15 protein-coding genes are annotated in these 21,034 nt (G+C 38.9%); 7 read left to right on the plus strand and 8 right to left on the minus strand.

The window, feature by feature from the left end; translation table 11 throughout:
- The first annotated feature begins 21 nt into the window (after positions 1-21).
- The 5 genes from hemC (at position 22) to add (ending at position 7,777) form a co-directional block, all read left to right on the plus strand.
- Positions 22-960 carry a hydroxymethylbilane synthase gene (gene hemC / locus H5122_RS15310; protein WP_182682624.1) on the plus strand — a complete coding sequence of 313 codons (939 nt, stop codon included), beginning with the start codon at positions 22-24 and terminating at the stop codon, positions 958-960.
- Positions 961-2,802, plus strand: a complete 1,842-nt coding sequence (locus H5122_RS15315) for a uroporphyrinogen-III synthase (protein ID WP_182682625.1) — start codon at positions 961-963, stop codon at positions 2,800-2,802.
- Positions 2,799-3,908, plus strand: coding sequence for a heme biosynthesis HemY N-terminal domain-containing protein (locus tag H5122_RS15320; protein WP_182682626.1), 1,110 nt, complete (start codon positions 2,799-2,801; stop codon positions 3,906-3,908). The genes H5122_RS15315 and H5122_RS15320 overlap by 4 nt, the downstream gene beginning before the upstream one ends.
- Before the next feature lie 51 nt (positions 3,909-3,959).
- A complete protein-coding gene (locus H5122_RS15325) occupies positions 3,960-6,647 on the plus strand; it encodes a CHASE domain-containing protein (RefSeq protein WP_182712998.1) in 2,688 nt (895 codons plus the stop codon).
- Positions 6,648-6,775: 128 nt separating this feature from the next.
- A complete protein-coding gene (gene add / locus H5122_RS15330; protein WP_182683018.1) occupies positions 6,776-7,777 on the plus strand; it encodes an adenosine deaminase in 1,002 nt (333 codons plus the stop codon).
- A 54-nt stretch (positions 7,778-7,831) separates the two neighbouring features.
- Here the strand turns inward: add and H5122_RS15335 are convergent, their stop codons facing one another.
- The 5 genes from H5122_RS15335 to H5122_RS15355 form a co-directional block, all read right to left on the minus strand.
- Positions 7,832-8,242: a CBS domain-containing protein gene (locus tag H5122_RS15335; RefSeq protein WP_024605928.1), complete on the minus strand. Its 411-nt coding sequence runs from the start codon at positions 8,240-8,242 to the stop codon at positions 7,832-7,834.
- 167 nt (positions 8,243-8,409) lie between these two features.
- Positions 8,410-9,123: an NAD(P)H-flavin reductase gene (gene fre, locus H5122_RS15340; RefSeq protein ID WP_149594663.1), complete on the minus strand. Its 714-nt coding sequence runs from the start codon at positions 9,121-9,123 to the stop codon at positions 8,410-8,412.
- Between the two features lie 109 nt (positions 9,124-9,232).
- Positions 9,233-10,699 (minus strand): 4-hydroxy-3-polyprenylbenzoate decarboxylase, encoded by a 1,467-nt coding sequence (gene ubiD, locus H5122_RS15345; protein ID WP_182683019.1) that lies wholly within the window; start codon positions 10,697-10,699, stop codon positions 9,233-9,235.
- Positions 10,700-10,770: 71 nt separating this feature from the next.
- A complete protein-coding gene (locus H5122_RS15350) occupies positions 10,771-12,801 on the minus strand; it encodes a methyl-accepting chemotaxis protein (protein ID WP_182672070.1) in 2,031 nt (676 codons plus the stop codon).
- Positions 12,802-12,867: 66 nt separating this feature from the next.
- Positions 12,868-13,149, minus strand: coding sequence for an MliC family protein (locus tag H5122_RS15355; RefSeq protein WP_024595167.1), 282 nt, complete (start codon positions 13,147-13,149; stop codon positions 12,868-12,870).
- A gap of 145 nt (positions 13,150-13,294) precedes the next feature.
- On the opposite strand from H5122_RS15355, the gene H5122_RS15360 reads away from it, so the two are divergent.
- Complete coding sequence (locus H5122_RS15360) at positions 13,295-14,200, plus strand: DUF808 domain-containing protein (RefSeq protein ID WP_182683020.1); 906 nt, start codon at positions 13,295-13,297, stop codon at positions 14,198-14,200.
- Positions 14,201-14,280: 80 nt separating this feature from the next.
- Positions 14,281-16,245, plus strand: coding sequence for a S9 family peptidase (locus tag H5122_RS15365; protein WP_223231684.1), 1,965 nt, complete (start codon positions 14,281-14,283; stop codon positions 16,243-16,245).
- A 33-nt stretch (positions 16,246-16,278) separates the two neighbouring features.
- Here H5122_RS15365 and H5122_RS15370 read toward each other — a convergent pair whose 3' ends face one another.
- From H5122_RS15370 to H5122_RS15380, 3 genes are all read right to left on the minus strand, one after another.
- A complete protein-coding gene (locus H5122_RS15370) occupies positions 16,279-17,220 on the minus strand; it encodes a tetratricopeptide repeat protein (RefSeq protein ID WP_182683021.1) in 942 nt (313 codons plus the stop codon).
- Positions 17,221-17,306: 86 nt separating this feature from the next.
- Entirely contained in the window at positions 17,307-18,707 is a 1,401-nt protein-coding gene (locus tag H5122_RS15375) for a M20/M25/M40 family metallo-hydrolase (RefSeq protein ID WP_182683022.1), read from the minus strand.
- Positions 18,708-18,886: 179 nt separating this feature from the next.
- Positions 18,887-20,965 carry a TonB-dependent siderophore receptor gene (locus tag H5122_RS15380; protein WP_182683023.1) on the minus strand — a complete coding sequence of 693 codons (2,079 nt, stop codon included), beginning with the start codon at positions 20,963-20,965 and terminating at the stop codon, positions 18,887-18,889.
- Positions 20,966-21,034: the final 69 nt, after the last annotated feature.

Genomic DNA, 21,034 nt, shown 5'->3' on the forward strand with positions numbered 1-21,034 from the left:
AGTAATTAATTGGATACCCCTATGACAGAAAAAACAAAATTAGTACGCATCGCAACGCGCAAAAGCGCTCTAGCACTTTGGCAGGCCGAATTTGTAAAAGCAGAGCTTGAGCGTTTTCATGCAGATGTGCGCGTAGAATTAGTCCCAATGTCGACGCAAGGGGATATAATTTTAGATACGCCATTGGCTAAAATTGGCGGTAAAGGCTTATTTGTTAAAGAACTAGAGCAAGCCATGCTAGATGGCCGAGCTGACATTGCCGTACATTCTATGAAAGATGTGCCAGTAGAGTTTCCTCAAGGGCTAGCACTGCATACTATTTGTGAGCGTGAGGATCCACGCGATGCGTTTGTATCAAACAATTTTGCTAATTTAAGTGAGCTACCACAAGGCGCTATTGTTGGTACTTCGAGCCTACGCCGCCAGTGCCAAATTAAGGCACTTCGCCCTGATTTAGATATTCGTGATTTACGCGGCAATGTAAATACGCGTTTAGGTAAATTAGATGACGGCCAATATGATGCTATTATTTTAGCGGCTGCAGGGCTTATTCGTTTAGAAATGGAGTCGCGTATTGCTGACTACATTGAGCCAGAAGTGTCATTACCAGCAAATGGTCAAGGCGCTGTAGGTATTGAATGTCGTATTGATGATGAAGTAACCAAAGTATTACTTGCACCACTTGAGCATACACAAACACGTATCCGCGTAAACGCAGAGCGTTCGATGAATCGCTATTTAGAAGGTGGTTGCCAAGTTCCTATTGGTGCTTATGCATTGGTTGATGGCGAACAAGTGCATTTACGTGGTTTAGTTGGTGCTGTTGATGGCAGCGAAATTTTACGTGACGAAGTAACAGGCCATGTAAATGACGCAGAAAAACTAGGTATTGAGCTTGCTAAAAAATTACTAGCTCAAGGTGCAGACAAAATATTAGCTGAAGTTTATAGAGACGCATAAATGACACATATTCTGATAACTCGGCCCGAAGGAAAAGGCGCAGCCCTTGCACAGCAACTTGAGCAAGCGGGTTATCAGGCGTCTTTATTTCCGGTATTAAAAATAACACATTTAACACCCTCCAGCACAGAGCTTAGCCCGCTATTAAATGCAGATAAAATAATATTTATATCGCAAGATGCAGTTAGTGCGCTTTCACAATTAAAGCCAGATATAAATACCAAAGCGCAGTTTTATGCGGTTGGACAACAAACAGCCGACGTTATATATGAGCAATTTGGTGTGCGCGCAGCTGTGCCAAAGCAGTATGATTCAGAAGGGTTACTTGCGCTTAAATCACTCGCCGAGGTGGATGGCTGTAATATAGTATTAGTTAAGGGCCAAGGTGGCCGCCCTGAGTTAGCTAAAACGCTCAAAGAGCGCGGTGCTTTTTTAAATAATTGTGTTGTGTACAAACGTGAACCGACAGAGAGTATTACCTCTAGCTGGACAGACCACTGGAAAAGCCAGAATGTACACGGTATAGTCATAACAAGTAATGCAGCAGTTGATGCTATATTTAAAAGCCTTACTGCACACCAACTACAATGGTTACAACAGTGCCGATTTTATGTTGCTAGCGAGCGTATAGCCGCTTATTTAAAGCTGCAACAGGTAAGTTCGGCTAATATACACATTGCAGCAGGGGCTAGCGATAATGCTATGTTTACCTGCATAAATAAGCAAGGTAGCAACATGAGCGAACAGTCAAAGCCAGTAACGGCAGAAAAAGCCACACCAACAATAGCTAACACGACCTCTGCTAAATCAACTAAGCAAGAGCCTACAGCTACAAAAAATACGGCAGACAAAAGTAAACAAAAAATAAGTAAGGTTGCAGTACTTGCGCTTCTTATTTCGTTAATTGTGGCCTCTGGTGTTGGATACGAGTTTTATCAAAAATTAAATGCTGGTAGGGCGAAAAACCTAGCCGTTAATGAGCTAAGCGAGCAAAATAAGTTACTCACTCAGGAGGTGCAAGCACTTAAATCGGCGCAATCTAATTTGCAACAAGCGCTGTTTAATAGTGAGGAAAAAGTTGCCGCAGCCCTAAATGAAAGTGCAGTTCAAAATCAGCAAGAATTGAAAGCCGCTTTGCAAAAGGCGCAGCAACAAGGCTCATCGTTAAACCCACAAGAAGTAACCAGCTTACAACGTATGGCTGAGTTTAAACTATGGGCTGAAAAAGATTATCAAGGCACTAGTGCTGTTTTAAAGCGCTTAGATGGATTGCTTAGTGAGCACCCAGGAACAGTTGAAGTTCGCCAAGCGATTATGCAAGATATACAAACACTTGAGAGCCTTAAACCTGTTGCAGCAGAGACTATTTATTTACAGCTAAACAGTGTACTAAGCAGTATTGACGACTTAGTTTTTAATGCAGTTAATTTACCAGAAGAAGCAGCTGCAATAGATGAAAATGCTTTAAGTGGTGACGTGAGTGATTGGCAGCAAAACTTGAGTAATAGCTGGAATAAAATTGTGGATAGCTTCATTACTATTCGTCAGCACGAGGGTGTTTCCATTGAGCCATTACTTACGGATCAAGAGCGTCATTTAATAAATCAACGAATCAAGCTTAATATAACTCAGGCACAAGATGCACTTATGAGTAAGCAGGCGAGTATTTTCTTTAGCGCCTTAAGTGAAGCAAAACGTTTAGTTGGTGAGTACTTTAAGCAAGACGATGATACAACTAAAACGGTACTTAAAGCGTTGTCTAAACTTGAAAAAGAGCAGCTTAACTTTAATCCAAAAGTAACCTTAAACAGTACACAAAAGGTTAAGGAGTGGGCGCAATGATAGGGCTAATTATTTTAATTGTAGCTATTGTTGTTGTACTAGCGGTTACTCCATTCGTTCTAGATGAAAAAGGTTATGTACTTATTTCATTTAACAATACGACGATAGAAGGCACGATAGTATCGTTTTGTATAATGGCAGTCATTACCGCTGTTGTTTTATATTTAACATATAAGTTAATTCGTTATTTATTATCGATTTATCATAATACTAAGCATGGCTTTTTTGCACGTAGCCAAGAGCGCAAACAAGCAGCTATTGAGCAGGCTCTTTGGAGTGCTATTAATGATGATTACGAGCACGTAGAACAGGCTTTATCGGGTAATAGCGTACCAGATAAGTTTGAAGATATTCGCTTAGCATTACTTGCAAAAGCAGCGCTTGCTAATAATCAAACAGATAAAGCACTTGAGCGTTTATTTGAAATAAGCCCAGAGCATCAATTAAAAGTAGCAAAGCTATGGTTGGCAAGTGGCGATAGTAGCGCGATTGAATCACAAATGCGTATTAGCGCAGAAGCTAAAAAAGCCACCGCACTTGAGTTAAAACTTTATGCAGAAGTATTAGTACAGCAACAACACTTTAGTGCGCTGGAAGACTTTTTGCCGCGTTTACTGCGCAAAAAAGCACTTACTGATGCACAGTGGACGCAGTTATTTAGTGCTTATTTTAGTGCGTTAGATGCAGACAAGCTGAGTGAAAAATATAAACAGCTGCCTAAAAAGCTGCAAGCTCATGCCCACACCGCATATTTAATGCAAATGGCGCAAGCAGGTCAATTGGCTGTTATTGAAAGTGACTTAATTAAAATGGTTAAGCACAATGAGCAACACTTAGAGCTTGCCAATATATTAAGTAAAGCAACAGCAGCCGATGCAGCTAAGTTGCAAATAAGTATTCAAGAACGGCTTAAGAAGGATGATTCAAATAATTCACTATTACTTGCGCTAGCTTGCCTTGCTAATACTAAGGGTGATTATGACTTAGCAGCTAGAATATTTGATAAAGCACTGAATAGTGAAAATAAAAAACAGTTCTCTGAACAAGCTGTGTTGAGTTATAAAAATAGTGCACAGGCAGAAAAGGCGCTCGTTTTATATCAATAAATGACTACACTATAACTACTTAGCATTTTTTGTAGTTCAGGAGCACAAGCTTTGAGACAGTTTTTAATATTAACCCTTAGCTTGGCTTGTGCTTACTTCTTTACAGGATACTTTAGCAACTCACTTCTTTCTGTAGATGGCTATGCGGTCGCCTCCTGGCCGCCCTCAGGAATTGCTTTAGCGAGCTTTTTAATTTGGGGACGTAAGTCATTTATTGGCCTTATTATTGGGGCTTTTTGTACTAACTTAATCCATCTTGAACGCACCGTAGATATTTTTCATTTTATTGTGCTTTTACAAGCTATAGGCATTACTTTAGCCTCTGTTTTACAGGCTTGGATTGGCCGACAAATTATAGTGAATGTTATAAAAGCGCCGTTGGATTTATCTTCTTTAAAACACAGTGTTCAAAGCTTAATAGTAGCGGGGCCAATATGTTGTGTTATTGCTGCAGGTGTAGGAACAAGTTTATTAGCATTGAATAATGTGATTCCGACCAATGCTATTTTTGATAACTTTATAGCATGGTGGATTGGCGACAGTATCGGTGTACTTATATTTACTCCACTCATGCTCGCAGCCTTTAATTACACGCAAGTACGCCACCGTATGTTGGTAATTTTACCTTCACTATTAATTTATATACTAATCAGCGTTAGTTTTTATGGCGCTGCCAGTGTTAAAAAAGAAAAAGACATTCAAAAGCAAGAAGCCAAAATACTTACTGTGCAAAATGCTATAAGCCAGAAGCTCGATGGTATTACTGCTCATTTAGGATTGTTAGCTACATTTTTTGCTAGTAGTAATGACGTGAACTTTAAAGAGTTTAAACAATTTACTTCTAAGCAGTTGGACTATAGCCAAGAAATTTTAGCATTTGAATGGATACCTTATGTACCAGCAAATAAACTCGCAGATTTTGAAACACATGAAAATACAGCCACAGGCAAACCTTTATATATAAAAGAAAAGTCACTTGATGGAGGTTGGCAACCTGCAGGTACTCGTAGTAATTACTTTCCTGTAAAATATGTATATCCCTTAAAAGATAATGAAGGTGTTTTAGGGTTTGATTTAGCTTCTAGTAAAGTAAGAGGTACAGCGCTTAGCAAAGCGAAAGAGCTTAATGAACTTGCACTAAGTGAGCCAATTATTTTAGTCCAAAATACAGCTGAAGACGGTGTACTCTTTTTATATCCTGTTTTTGGAGAGTCGTCTACCGAAGATGATTTTCAAGGTTTTGTGGCAGCGATTGTCAGTCTGAAACGCTTATCGCAAACACTATTATTTGATCACAACAACGCAATTTCAGTCAGTTTTTTTGATACAACGATACCAGGGAAAAAGCAGGCAATTTATATTGCCGATACCGGTAACTCGCAAACGCTGTTTAAAGAATATCAATTGTTGATTGGCAAACGCATGTGGCAGGTCGAGTTATATGAACCAATAGTTAGAACGTCTTGGTTAATGTATTGGCTTGCACAAATAGTAGGTATGTTGTTTGTGTGGTTACTGATTACATTTTTGATTTCAGTTACTGGTACAAACATACAAATTCGCGAACAAGTGGCCAAGCAAACACATACACTACGCAAAGAAAAACAAAAAGCAGATGAAGCGAGTCATATAAAGGGGCAGTTTTTAGCAAACATGAGCCACGAAGTCCGCACCCCTATTAACGGTATAAAAGGGCTGCATTATTTAGCGCTCCAGCAAAACGATTGGCAACAAGCTAGAAGTTACATAGAGCAAGCAGATGGGGCACTTGGTGTTTTACTGAGGGTATTAAACGATGTGCTCGACTTTTCAAAAATGGAAGCAGGCAAGCTAGACTTAATGCAAGAGCCTATTAATGTAGCGAGTTTAGCGGATGAAATGCTTAATTTACTTCAATTTGAGGCTGATATTAAATCAATAAAGTTAAGTCTCGATTTTGATAAAACATCAAATTTGGTCATTAATACCGATCCAATCCGCTTAAAACAAGTGCTGCTGAACCTGCTCAATAATGCGGTTAAATTTACAGGGGAAGGTGAAATCACTCTGAAAATTTGGCAATCGAAAAAAATGACTTATTTTAGTATTAACGATACGGGTATTGGTATTAGTAGCGAAGCACAGAAACAGTTGTTTAAACCGTTTGCACAAGCTGATAGCTCAACCTCACGCCAATATGGTGGTACAGGCTTAGGATTAAGTATTTGCAAAAAACTGGTTGAGTTAATGGGTGGTGCAATTGATTTAGTTAGTTATGAAGGTAAAGGCTCTACATTTACATTTAGTTTGCCGCTAATATCGCCTTTACCAAAGGCAGAGCAAATTCAGCAGCAATACAACGAAATAGACGTAAGTACATTATCATTTACAGGCTATAAATTACTTTTAGTAGAAGATAATCCACTTAATCAGCATGTTGCTAATGCTATTTTAAAAACGAAAGGCTGTATTGCCGACATTGCTAACGATGGTTTTGAAGCCATAGAAAAGCTAGCCGAAAATAGCTACGACATTGTGCTTATGGATATTCAAATGCCAAAAATGGATGGACTCAAAGCAACAAAAGTAATTCGTCGTGATTTAGAGTTAATTGATTTACCCATAATAGGGCTATCGGCGAACGCCCATGACAATGACGTTAAAAAGGCACTAGCCTGTGGAATGAATGGCTATATTACCAAACCTATTGATGCAAATACGCTTTTTAAAACTCTTTGGCATCACTTATCAGGAAAATAGGCTATATCATTTTTTTTGCACAAAAAGCAGACATATGACCGCTAAAACTTACCGCAAATCATATAGACTTGAAAAATAAATGTATCTGCGTATCATGCGCGCAAATTTAACTAAACTGGGTTGCTATTATGATCAATAGAAAATTACCTTTGCTAGATATTCACCGCCATTTAGACGGTAATGTACGTGCGCAAACCATATTAGAACTTGGTCGACAGTTTAATATAGAGCTACCTGCAGATAACGTTGAAGCATTAATCCCTCATGTTCAAGTTATTGATCCTGAACCTAACCTCATGGCTTTTTTACAAAAGTTAGATTGGGGAGTTACTGTGCTTGGCGACTACGATGCGTGTAAACGTATCGCAATTGAAAACATTGAAGATGCACAAGCACAAGGTCTTGATTATGTGGAGCTTCGATTTAGCCCTTACTACATGGCACAAAGCCAAGGTTTACACCCAGAAGGGGTTGTAGAGGCAGTTGTTGATGGTATTAAATCAGCAACAAAGAGCGCAAATATAAAAGCTAACTTGATTGGTATTTTATCGCGTACTTATGGCGTAAAAACGTGTCAAAAAGAGCTTGATGCATTACTCGCATTTAAAAATGATTTAGTCGCTGTTGATTTAGCCGGTGACGAAATTGGCTTCCCGGGTGAGTTGTTTGTAGAGCACTTTAAACAAGTACGAAATGCGTATTTAGCTTCGACTATTCATGCTGGAGAAGCACTTGGCGCTCCAAGTATTTGGCAAGCAATTAATGAGTTGGGTGCGAGCAGAATAGGGCATGGCGTTAAAGCAATTGAAGATCCAAAACTAATGGATTATTTACGCGATAACCGTATTGGTATTGAGTCATGCTTAACAAGTAATATTCAAACCAGTACAGTAAACGATTTAACTAAGCACCCACTTAAACAGTTTTTAGATCATGGTATTTTAGCGTGTATTAATACTGATGATCCTGCGGTTGAAGGTATTGAAATTGAGTATGAATATACCGTTGCTGCACCTAAAGCAGGCTTATCTCAAGCTGATATGGAAAAAGCCCAAAAAAATGCGTTAGAAATAGCATTTTTAAGCGATGGCGATAAAAAAGAACTTTTAGCACTCGTTAGCGCACGTTAATGTAAGAGCATTAAAAATGCCGCTTTATATAAGCGGCATTTTTGTATCTGCAATTTAGTGTGTTTGGCAGCTTATGTAATTATCGTAAAGTGCTTTAAGTACATCTGCTCGGCTGATCATACCGATTACTTTAATGCCCTCTACAACAGGGTAGTTTTTTGGTTTACCAGGCTGCATCTGCTGTGCAAGCTCAATAATGTTGGTATCGCCGCTAACGGTCACTACCTCGGTTTGCATAAGCTGCGATACTTTAACCATCCCATCACAAAAATAACTGCTTTGAGTAAGTGGTTTTAACAGCTCTTGCTCTGATATAAATCCAACTAAGCATTTATCTTTATCAAATACTGGCGCGCCAAGTAGTTTAAATTTTTGTAGTTCTGCTATGGCTGTCGTCATTTCTGTATCTGGTGTGATATTTGGCAACTTGCGTTGCATAAAATCTTTTACTTTTGTATTTAGCATTTGGGTCTCTCCCGCTGATGTTCTATACAAAGTATGGTTTATAGATAGGGATTTAGGAAATTGTTTATATTGATGGAGTTGATAGGTTTTAACTATTAAATATTTGTTGTTATAAAAATAAAGGCACCGATTAGGTGCCTTTATTTATAACTGAAAGTAAATTTCAATTATTTGATAAATGCGAATGCATCTGCGTACATGTTTTCACGAATTGCACCATGAGTAATAAAGTCATCACGGACAATACCTATCATGTCAAAACGACCTGCCATATAAATATCGTATGGTTCTAGTGACACAATATCTTGCATTACTGCTTTGTGTACATAGCCAGTGTGTCCTTGCCAATTAGCAGATGGATTTTCTACTACAGGAATAAACTTAAAATTCTCATGGCTATCTGCCCATGCTTGCATTTCTGTGTGTGCGTATAAAGCAGATTCTTCTTTTACGCCCCAGTAGAACAATACAGGACGGTCGCATTTTATTTCAGCTAAATGATCAGCCATTGATTTTGCGTATGAAAAACCAGTACCACCGGCGAGTAAAATAATAGGGCGCTCACATTGCAGGCGCAACTGTGAAATACCCAAGCCAGCTTCAATGTCTACTAACTGCCCTGTGGTATGGGCGTTACGTAAATGCTCTAACGATTGCATTGCATACGAATCGGCACCTGAGGCGCCAATATGCAGTTCTATTGCATCGCACTGTGAAGGGCGACTAGCTATAGAAAAAGCACGTTTGTCTTTTTCGCCTAATACGAGTTGCATGTATTGGCCAGCTTCAAAGGTCACCGGTTGTTGTGGCTTTAAAATTACTTTATGAACAAATTCTGTAAGTGGGCTGATAGCTACAACTTCAGCTTTTAATGTTTGCATTTTTTACCTTTTAGCAGCGCTTGTAACAGCAGATACGCAATCGAATAGCTCGATTCTAGCATATCTGCAGGGTTATTTTATAGCCTGATATGTACTTACATATAAACACTTAAACAATATTAAGGCTTTCCCAAATATCATCTACACGGTCTTTGGTGTCTTTATCCATAACAATAGGCTCGCCCCATTCGCGGGTGGTTTCGCCAGGCCATTTATTGGTAGCATCCATTCCCATTTTTGAACCAAGACCTGAGACTGGCGATGCAAAATCGAGATAATCAATAGGTGTGTTCTCTATTAATGTTGTATCACGTGCTGGATCCATTCGGGTTGTTATAGCCCAAATAACATCTTCCCAATCGCGGGCGTTAACATCGTCATCGCAGACGATTACAAATTTGGTGTACATAAACTGGCGTAAGAACGACCAAACTCCCATCATCACGCGCTTAGCATGGCCTGGATATTGTTTTTTCATTGTTACAATCGCCATACGATATGAGCACCCTTCAGGCGGAAGGTAAAAGTCGACAATTTCAGGGAATTGCTTTTGTAGTATCGGCACAAACACTTCATTAAGTGCCACACCTAAAATAGCAGGCTCATCAGGCGGACGGCCAGTAAATGTGCTGTGATAAATAGGATCTTTACGATGCGTTAAGTGAGTAACCGTCATTACTGGAAAGTCATCGACTTCATTATAGTAACCGGTATGGTCACCATAAGGGCCTTCTGGCGCCATTTCACCAGGCATTATGTAACCTTCAAGTACTATTTCTGAACTGGCAGGGACTTGTAGGTCATTTGAAATAGATTTTACAACTTCGGTTCTGCTGCCACGTAATAAGCCAGCGAATGCATATTCGCTTAGAGTGTCAGGTACAGGCGTTACGGCACCTAATATAGTGGCAGGATCGGCACCTAATGCTACCGATACAGGGTAGGGTTGCCCTGGGTTTTCTTTACACCATTCTTGAAAATCAAGCGCGCCACCACGATGTGACAACCAGCGCATAATTATTTTATTTTTGCCTAATAATTGTTGGCGATAAATACCTAAATTTTGGCGCTTTTTATAAGGCCCTTTGGTAACTGTAAGGCCCCAAGTAATTAATGGTGCTGCATCACCTGGCCAGCAATGTTGAATAGGTAATTTAGTTAAATCTACATCATCACCTTCTAAAACGACTTGTTGGCAAGGCGCTTTTTTAACTTCTTTTGCAGGCATATTAAGCACTTGCTTAAAAATAGGTATAGCGCCTAGAGCTTCTTTAATACCCTTTGGTGGATCAGGTTCTTTTAAAAAAGCGAGTAGCTTGCCCACTTCGCGAAGCTCGCTAACATCTGTTTGGCCCATGCCCATTGCTACGCGTTTTGGTGTACCAAATAAGTTGGTAAGCACCGGCATATCGTAGCCTTTTGGGTTTTCAAATAATAACGCAGGGCCTTTTGCACGCAATGTGCGATCAGATATTTCGGTCATTTCAAGATACGGGTCGATTTCTTGGGTGATACGTTTAAGTTCGCCTTTTTTTTCAAGCAAATCGATAAAATCACGTAGATCTTTATATTTCATTGTGGGCCGCTATTAAGCAAAAGAGTTAAAGTATTATACCCATTTCATGCAAGGCAAGTCATTACTTGCACTTAAAACTTAAAGCGCTCTACGGCACTAGTTAAAGAGTGTGCAAGTTGGTTTACGTCTTCACTTTCGCTTGCTAGGGTTGTCGCGTTTTGGGCATTCAAGGTTGCTTGCTCTGTCACCTTTGCCATTATTTGTTGAATGTCGCCACTGTTAGTCAATTGCTCATGTGATGCATGAGCAATTTGCTCACTCATCTGATTAACAGACAACAATGTGCTTTTAATACGCTCTACGGCTTTATTTAGTTCAGTGCTGTTTTTAACACATTGCTTGGCTTGGTGTTGGCCATCAGTAATGTGTTCTTGAGTTGTTTTAGTGTGTTGTTGCAATGTTTGGATCATGGTGTTTATTTCGCTAGTCGAGGTTTGTGTTCGTGCAGCTAATGATCGAACCTCATCAGCAACTACAGCAAACCCGCGTCCGTTTTCACCCGCTCGCGCTGCTTCAATTGCAGCATTAAGTGCAAGTAAGTTAGTCTGCTCGGCAATGCTACTAATTGTTTCAACAATGGCTTCAATAAGCTGGGTGTACTGTGCGAGTTCTTCTGTGCTGCCTACTGCTTTATCAAGACGCTGCAATAAAGTTTCTATACTTAGACTATTTTGATTAGCAATCTCGTTTACATCATTTGCAAATTGCGATGCGTTTGTTATTTCACTTGATGTTTTATCTGCTTGTTCATAAACCGCTTGTGAGTTGATTAGCATATTTTGTGCAAGCGATGTTGCCTGCGCGCTTCGCTCTAACTGCTGTTGTGCAACAACCGTCATTTGCTGACCTTTTTCACTGGTTTTAATAGCGCTGCGGTCTAGCTCGTGGGCGTCACTACTAATTGCACCAATTAGGTTAGTCAGGTCTTCACTGAGTTTATTTATGTTATTTAGCAAAGTACCAAATTCATCCTTACTACGTGGGTGGCTTCGCTTTGATAAATCACCTGAGGCGATTCGGGCTAAGTCGCGGTTTACTTTTTTAAGCGGTTTTAGCATTGCGCGAGTTGTAAAAATAGAGATAGCGATAATCAATATAATTAAAACAATCGTAATAATTACTACAGAACTAATCCCTGTATTTATGGCGGCCTTTGCATTAGTTTGTAAGGCATTAAAGCGCTCATCAGCCAATTTATTAAGTTCAATAAGCTGACCTTCTGTTGTTATAAATTGCTGTTGAAAGTGTTCAAAATTTTGAGCCGCAGCAATAGCACTTTTGAGTACTTTATTTTGTTGGGCATAAATTCCTGTATCGTTGTTAAGCAATTCTCTTAATTGATTAAACTTAGCCGTTAAATTTTTAGCATTAAACGCATTATTAAAAGGTAGCGCTTGTTGCTCTAAATAGGTGAAATTAGGTTGGATGTTATCTAGTAGAAATAGAGTATCTTGCTGATGACTATTTAAATCATTGATACTTGCAGTTTGAGTAATGCTTTTTATATTATTGCTTAAGTTAAACAATAAATCGTCTATACGGGTCGCTGTTCCAAACATAGCATTAAGTAACGCCTGCTGTTTTACAGGCACTTCTAAAAGTTCTATATCAAGTAAGTTAGAACTTAAATTGTAAAGTTGCTCGTTAAACGTTGCTGATAATTCTATGGTGGAATTTTGCGCTACAAACTTACGCTCTTTAGCGCTAAACATTGCGACACTTACTTCAGTCAGTTGCTCGAAGCCTGCGTTGGTACTGGTGAGTAAATTTTGCATGGTTATTTGTTGATTTAGCTGAGCGCTTAACGAATTGAGCATATCGCTAAATTGTAGTTGCTCAACTTGCGCCTGTTTTTTATTTTGTTGAAGTAAATCAAGGTTTGCTTGGCTGTAAGCTAAGGCGTTAAATTTGGTAATAGACAGTAATGATAGCCTTAAATCTTTGCTGAACTGTTGTACCGGAACCGCTAATTTTTCGGTTCGGGTATTGTTAACGCTAATTTTGTTTAATGACCAATAAAAAAATACACTACTTGTTAGCACCAATATGCCAATGGCTGTAAAGGCTAAAATTATTTTATGTTTGATCGCAATTGAACGCATAACTTCATCACAATAATGGGTCTTTAATTATTGTAGCATTATTGTAATTTATTGGTTGTTTTTATGTTAAACCTTGGTGCACTGTCTTTTTTTACCTGCAATGATTAACATGGCTTCATTACCCTTACCCCAAAACAGTACCTCTTCACTTATATATTTATTCCCAGATGCACTTTTTTCGTGATTAAGTACATGCACTTTATTGTTAAAGATAAGTTCGGCTTCAGAATTATTAATAATATTGAGTTTTACGCTCTCATCATCGCATTGGTAAGCAGTACTGGTTTTTAAATCACTACATGCGGTTAAGCTTAGTAAAATAGCGATTAATGCTAAATATACTTTCATTTTTCCTCCCATCTTCTTTAAACGTTAGTTAAAACACAGGGCAAAATTTTAATCTAATGTAAGAATAACAAAGCAAAATTAACCGTTGGTGAAAGTAGCGCTTTAAGTTATGTTTATAGCAATATTTTTTGAGCTCGGAAGCTTTATGGCAGGCACTAACCTTTTAACGTTATTAGATGATATAACCACTTTACTTGATGACATTGCGACAATGAGTAAGGTAGCAACAAAAAAAACAGCAGGTGTATTAGGCGATGACTTAGCGCTCAATGCACAGCAGGTTACAGGTGTAGCAGCAGAGCGTGAATTACCGGTTGTTTGGGCTGTGGCAAAGGGCTCATTTTTAAATAAAGCGATACTCGTACCCGCTGCTTTATTAATAAGCGTATGGCTGCCTTGGTTAATAACACCGCTTTTAATGATGGGTGGTTTGTTTTTATGTTTTGAGGGAGCTGAAAAAGTATTTGCTAAGTTTTTGCCTCATAACAGTGAAGCGGTAAACGAAGATGAAAAGTTAGATTTAGTTGAGTACGAAAAACAAAAAATAAAAGGGGCAATAAGAACCGACTTTATTCTTTCTGCCGAAATTATTGTGATTACTTTAGGTACTGTGGCAGGTGCTACATTGCTTAATCAAGCTTTAGTGCTTTGTGTTATCGCAATTATAATGACTATTGGTGTTTATGGCTTAGTGGCAGGTATTGTAAAACTGGATGATGCCGGACTTTATTTACTCAACCAATCTAAAGTGTCAGCTAATCAATTTAAAGAATTACTTGGGAAAGGCTTACTCGCAGCAGCGCCTAGGTTGATGCAGTTTTTAGCATTTGCGGGCACCATCGCGATGTTTTTAGTAGGTGGCGGGATTTTAGTACATGGTGTTGAGTTACTGCATCATACTCAAGTCGATGTAACAAACTATGCCCAATCTGTTGCTGGCGGTACAGGAGAGGTATTGGCTCCTCTATTGTTTGATGGTTTGCTAGGCGTGATTGCTGGCTTAGTTGTTGTGCTTATACATGTAGGTTATACAAAGTTAATTAAAAAATAGCAGACACATTTAGTTATCATTTTCGTTACATTTTATAAGACTTTATATATTATGACTTCTTGTTGTTAATACAGGGAATTATGATGAATTTTCTTTTAAGATGTAACTTGTTAGTACTTCTGTTATTTGTAAGCTTTTTTAGCTTCTCAAAGCAGCCCCAAATCCCCGTGGAGTACTTCAGTAAAAATAAAGAGTTTAATCACGCTACTATTTCTCCAGGCGGCGAGTATTTAGCGGTTATAAATAAAGTTGCAGGTAAAAATGCGCTTGTTATTTTTGATACTGAAAACTTTAAAATGCTTCATGCAGTTGCCTTTGAAGGAAATGCTCAAGTTGGTGATTATCATTGGGTTAATAATGAACGAGTTGTTGTTACTAAAGAGTATTTAAAAGGGTGGCAAGACCACCCTGAATATCATGGTGAGATATTTGGCGTAAATGCTAATGGAGCTAGAGGTAAATATCTAATTGGTTACCATGGTGAAATGCAAACAGGTACACGCCTTAAAAGGCAGACTCCTTTATACGGAACTTCATTTGTATTAGATCCCTTAGTTACTAACAAAAGAAAAATGTTAGTAGTTACCTATCCTTGGACCTCGAGTAATGAACCGCATACTATTGTCTATGAAGTAGATGTATATACGGGCAAAAGGAAGCAAGTTACTTTGTCTCCATCACGTATGGCTGAATTTTTAACTGATCATGATGGTAATGTTCGAGTTTCAGTATCTACAGATAATTATATAGATGCAAAAATACATACTAAGGCAAAAGATGGCGGTGACTGGGAGAAATTAAATTTAGGAGAGGTTAGTTATGGCGATATTAGACTAAAAGCTTTTGATAAGTCTGGTGACAATATTTATATGACTGCTTCTGTTGGTGGAGAGGCTGAAGGGTTATATAAACTAAATTTAAATACTAAGGAAATTGAATTAGTTCATCAAGAACAATATGTATCTCCAAAAAGAGTGTGGGTTGATGAAGTTTCAAAAGAATTATTTGCAATAGAAAGTGAGTTAGGTTATCCAAACTATGCTTTTATAGATAAAGACTCTCATAAAAGTGTTCGTTTAAAGTCTTTGATAGAAGCATTACAGGGCGACCAAGTGCAGTTAGTCAGTAGCACCTCTAATGGCGATATTAATGTTATTTACGCATCAAGTGATACCAACCCTGGTAAATATTACTTATACGATGGGGTACAAAATAAGCTAAGAATATTATTTTCAGCGCGTGGCTGGCTGAACGAAAATGAGCTTTCAAAGACAAAACCTATTCAATATAAAACTCGGGATGGTTTAACTATTTATGGGTATTTAACTGTACCTAATGGTCTTGAAGATAAAAACTTACCTCTAGTTGTAATGCCTCATGGCGGTCCACATGGCCCTCGTGATTATTGGGGTTATGATTCTGAGGTACAGTTATTAGCAAGTAGGGGAATGGCTGTACTAAGAGTTAATTTTAGAGGTTCAGGTGGGTTTGGTCGAAACTTCGAAGAAGCAGGTTACCAAAAGTGGGGTTCTGATATTCAGTTTGATATTATTGATGGTGTTAAGTTTTTAATTTCTAATGGAACGGTAAACAAAAACAACATTTGTATAATGGGAGCAAGCTTTGGTGCTTATTCAGCTTTGCAGAGCGCCATTTTAGAACCAGACATGTTTAAGTGTGCAATTGGAACAGTCGGTATTTATGACCTACCTCTAATGTTTGAAGAAGGTGATATTTCAGGGCGTAGTACAGGACAAAACTATCTTGAAAACGTTTTAGGCACTGATGAAACGCTTTTGAAGGCATTTTCACCTAGCTATAATATAGATAAGCTTAAAGCAGCTGTGTTCATAGTTCACGCAGGTGAAGATGCACGAGCCCCTATTGAACAAGCCGAATCATTAATTGCTGCATTGAAAAAAGCTAACCATCCTTATAAGTACGTGTTATTGGAGGATGAGGGCCATGGTTTTTACAAAGAAGAACACAGAACTGCTTACTACAAACAAGTAATTAATTTTTTAGATAAACATTTAGAGTTATAAAATATTAAAGCAGCAAGTAACATACTTGCTGCTTTATTCACAGCTAGCTATTTTACAAAGAGATTCCAATTCAAATTGTGCTTTAGTATTTTTTTGCTCAATGGCCTTTTTGTACCAATAAATAGCCTGCTGTTGATCCTGATCTATTCCCTGACCATCACGATACATTTGCGCTAAATTTAATTGCCCCCATTGAGAGCCCGCTTCAGCAGCTTGTTTAAAGCTATTAAATGCTTCAACAAACAAACCATCTTTAAAGTAAATAATGCCTTGTTGATTGTTTTTATCGAGCTTTAAGCCTTTATATAGTGGCTTAGGTTTGGGAGGATGCATCACAAACCCACCATACAGGATGTTGGCATAGGGGCGCAGCACGTCGTAAATAGCTTCGTCGTTGTAAAGGCGTGCTACTTCATCACGAGGGAGGGTGATTGTTTTAGTGGAAAAGTAATTGTCTTGAATTAGCTGGCTAGTACGCATTGCCAAAGTAATACTATTATTACGTTTATAGCTGTAGTTGCTTATCTGAAAGGTAATAAATTGTTCGTCAAAATTTAAAACTTGAGCAATTTTTAAATTGGTTAGGGTCCAGGGCTCGTGTGTAAATTTGTCGGCGTGTACTAAGTAAGTATCATATATTTTAGGCGTATTTAAATAGCCTTCCTTTCGAGACTCGCTATTAAGGTGCTGTTGATAAAAAAATAAAACAATCCAAAGTAATAAAAATACACCAATAAAGTATTTAGGTAGGCTTAGTTTTTCTATTAACGGTAGTTGCGTTATTTTTACAGGTTCGCTTTTTCCGCATTGATAGCACTCGCGTTTATAACTTAATTTTAAGGCAAGCATAGGTAAAATACTAAACCGTAAATAGCGGCTTTTATTTACTAAATGGTAGGCGTCGCTTTGACAATGAGGGCAGCGTGTTGTTTGTGCAAAATGTGGAAATGATTCACTCGTGTTGAAAAGTAACATAAAGCACGCTCCTTGTTTAATTACCTAAAGGTAAAACAAGAAGCGTGTTAGTTAAAGCCACAAACTGTAAGTAAGTATGTCTGTTATTACTTATTTTGAGCTTTAGGCTTAATTGTTGTTTTTGCATCCGCAGCCATTAGAGCAAATACAGCGTATGCAGCGGTATTTTGACGCAGCTTAGCAGGTGTTACTTTATCAAGCGTATCGTCAGCTGTATGATGGTAATCAAAGTAATCTGTTCCATCTTGAGCAAGTTCAAAAATAGGTGCTGAGGTTGCTGCTTTAAGTGGAATTAGATCAGGGCCACCATTCGCTTGGTTTTTACCAATATGCTCAATATTTAACGGCGAAAGTTCTTTTGCAATAGCACGCACTACAGGAAGTGACTCTGCGCTTACGTTCGATTCAAAAGCATATACAACATCGGCGCCAAAATCAGACTCAGCTGCTGCAACAATATTGCTTAGCTCGTTTTTATGCTTTGCAAAATAGGCTTTTGCACCCCAAAGGCCTAGCTCTTCGGCTGCAAAAAGTACCACACGAATACTGCGCTTAGGACGTTTTACATCGCTAATATGCTTAGCGGCTGCCATTGTTAGCGCAACGCCTGCGCCGTCATCTAGTGCGCCAGTTCCTAAGTCCCAAGAATCTAAATGCCCGCCAATTAATACATATTGCTCAGGGTTTTCGGTACCATTAAATTGGCCAATAACGTTATAACCTGTGCCTTCACCAAGGCTTTCGGTTTGCACATTAATATTTACCGATACGTCTTTATCTAAAGCAATGAGTCGTGCAATCTGATCGGCATCTGGGTTAGCAATGGTTACATTAGGTATTTTTGTAACACCTTCTTTGTAGTAACTACCGCCAGTGTGTGCAAAACGATGATGACCAGTACTTACCGAGCGCATCATGTAGGCAACAGCGCCTTTTTTAGACGCCTCTATAGCGCCTGTGCCACGTGCTTTTACAGCAGGTCCGTAACCATTCCCGTCTATATCGCGGTTCATGCGGTAATTAATATACGCAATTTTACCTTTTAGGCTATTTTCTGGTGCTGCAATTAACTCATCAAGTGTTTCGAACAAGACTACTGGTGCTGTGATCCCATCTTTAGGCGTGCTTATACTGTTACCTAATGCAGTTAAATGTAGAGGTTGCTCGCTTGGTGTTAGTATTTTTCCGCTTTCGCTATAACGGCGCCATTCAGGAAAAGTCGCTTCTTCAAGCCATACTTTATCAAAACCAAGCTCATTAAATTTAGCTTTAGCCCATGCCACTGCTTTTTTATCATTTTCAGTACCAGGTAAACGAGGTCCTACTTCAGTTGTTAATGACTCTAGTAATTTATAGCTTAAACCACTATTTAGAGCAGAGGTGCGCACTTCATTGACTTGTTGTAATTGCTTTTGGGTAAATTCGGCGTTGTTAGCGTTTGCAGCCATACTACTAGTAAGCAGCAGTGCGGTAATTAATTTTTTCATTTGGGTAAGCCTTTTTAATAATTAGCGCTATTAGAACATGTAACAAACATGATAAAAAATAGATGAGATGAATAGGCTTTGTAATAGGTTTAATGCTGTTAGGTATAAACGTTTAGATATAAAAAAGCCCGCGTAAATGTACGCGGGCTATATTTTAAAGCTGTTATTTAAGCATTTAATTAAAAGCTAAATTGCGCTGCTAAACGAAGATTTGTGCCCTCGCCAACAGTTACATTACTCGTGCCGCCACCACCTAAATAGCTTTTATCAAATAAGTTTTCGATGTTAAGGCGTAAGTTAATATCGGTATTGCTTAAGTTAAACTTATAAGTGGCGCCTACATCAACACGTGTATATGCATCTTTAGTAATTGTATTATCGCTATCTGCAAAGCGCTCGCCTTCATAAAAAGCACCAGCGTTAATGGCAATGGCGTCGTTTAATTCATAACGAGTCCAAAGTGATGCCGACCATTTTGGTGCATCGGTAGGGCGCTTACCTTCCAATACTTCATCGCGTTCAAAGTTAGCATCTAGATACATAGTTGATGCCATAACAAATAAGCGGTCAGTAGCAGCACCTTGTGCGCTTACTTCAACACCTTTATGGCGTTGTTCACCCACTTGGTTTGTTTCACTTGTGAATGAGCCAATAGGCGTCTCAAGCTGTTCGCTAACAAGTGTGCCTTCTTTACTAATATCAAAAATTGCACCTGTAAGCAGTAAACGGTCATCAAATAATTGCCATTTAATACCAATCTCTCTTTGCTCTGAGGTAATGGCATCTAGCTTCATGCCATTATTTACATCGGTTTCATCTATCAGAGTTTCACTACCTTGAGGCTCAAAACCTTCTGAGTAACTAGCATATATAGTTGCCGAAGTATTTGGATGATAAAGCACACCTACCTTTGGTACAAATGACTCGTTATCTGCACCTTCTCGTGTTTGTTTGTCGTAACGGCCACCTAGCGATAATTGCCATTGTGGTGAGAATGAAATTAAGTCCTGAACGTAAATACCGTAATAGTCGTATTCAGTTTCGCTTACTGTATCATCTGTTTTATAACTTACAGATGGGCGTGATGGTTCTGCTTGTCCTGCAGAAAAATCAAAGTAGTCAGCAGAAGTACGGCGTTGTCCGTAGTAGTAATCTAGCGAGTTTGCGCCAATTAAAAACTGATGCTGTAAGCTACCTGTTTTAAATTCACCAATAAAATCAATAAATGCAGTTTTAAATTGCCAATCGTCAAAACGGTCGTAAGGACGAGATTCATAGCTGTCACCTTCAGTAAAGCCACTAGGCATGCGAGGTGCTGACTCAAAGCGTTGGCGCTCAAACGTTTGTTCGTTATAGCCAAGTTTTACTTGCCAGTTATCGGTTAAAAATACTTCTAGGTCTACACCTAGGTTTTCTACGGTAATATCGGTAAACGCCCAAGACATATCACGGATTGTTTTATCGCTACCAATTACATTGGCGTTATCGTCTATCCATGCGCCAGTATCTAAACCTGCTTCGTCATCTGTGCGGTCGTAATGCACACGTACTAATGCGTTATCGCTAATATCGTAATCTACAACTAATGCACCTAAAAAGCGGTCACGCTCACGGTTTTCACCATTTTGGTATTCACGCCAGTAGTCAACGTCTTGCTTTACTAAAATCCCGCGAGCACGTAAATCTTCCGATTCAGTCAAGGCACCTGCAGCATCAACCATAAAGCGCGTTGACCCATGCTGATCTACATCGGCACTGGCATTAAATAATGTTTGTGCTGTAGGCTTTTTAGTTACCATGTTAACCAAGCCACCCGGGCCTGACTGACCATATAAAATACTTGATGGGCCTTTAATTACTTCAACTTGCTGCAAAATTTCGATTGGTTGCTGATAGTGCGACCAATGCTGATGACCGTCGCGTAAATAACCTGTCGATGAGCTCAGCTCAAAGCCGCGTAAGTTAAATACTTCACGATTTCGTTGTTGTGAGCCTGCAGTTAAGCTTGCGTCATTTGTGAGTACTTCGCCAAGTGTAGTGGCAAGCTGCTCGCTAATAATAGTGTCGGTTATTACAGTGACAGATTGTGCAGTTTCAAGTAATGAAGCTGATGTTCTCATTGCGCCATTAGCGTTATCTACTTTGTAATCGTTAAAGTAGCTTCCCTTTACTTCTATGCGTTCAAGGTCGGTAGTGTTTGCATATGTGCTTGTTGTAATGCTTGCTAATAGTGCTATGTAAATAGAATTCAGTTTCATTAATTGCTTCCAGCGCAGGTATGTAAAAACAATCGTGATCTTAATGCAAACTACTATCATTTTCAACAC

The organism is Pseudoalteromonas sp. SG43-8, from assembly GCF_014164245.1.
Taxonomy (GTDB): Bacteria; Pseudomonadota; Gammaproteobacteria; order Enterobacterales; family Alteromonadaceae; genus Pseudoalteromonas; species Pseudoalteromonas distincta.